The 209-nt window shown below is 46.4% G+C and carries 2 tRNA genes; both read left to right on the top strand.

Annotated features, from left to right (window positions below):
• The first annotated feature begins 5 nt into the window (after positions 1 to 5).
• Positions 6 to 81: transfer RNA gene (locus tag AN391_RS20275), tRNA-Val, on the top strand.
• 45 nt (positions 82 to 126) lie between these two features.
• Positions 127 to 202: transfer RNA gene (locus tag AN391_RS20270), tRNA-Val, on the top strand.
• The last annotated feature ends 7 nt before the right edge of the window (positions 203 to 209 follow it).

Here is a 209-nt window from a genome sequence, read left to right as displayed (position 1 = left end):
TATGTGGGTGATTAGCTCAGTTGGGAGAGCATCGCCCTTACAAGGCGAGGGTCACTGGTTCAAGTCCAGTATCACCCACCACATATAAAAGCTATTATATGAATAGCTCGTTTTAAAATTTAATATGGGTCGTTAGCTCAGTTGGGAGAGCATCGCCCTTACAAGGCGAGGGTCACTGGTTCAAGTCCAGTACGACCCACCATTCTTAG

Source organism: Pseudoalteromonas sp. P1-13-1a (genome assembly GCF_001401875.1).
Lineage (GTDB): Bacteria > Pseudomonadota > Gammaproteobacteria > Enterobacterales > Alteromonadaceae > Pseudoalteromonas.
This window is presented reverse-complemented; position numbering and strand designations above follow the sequence as displayed.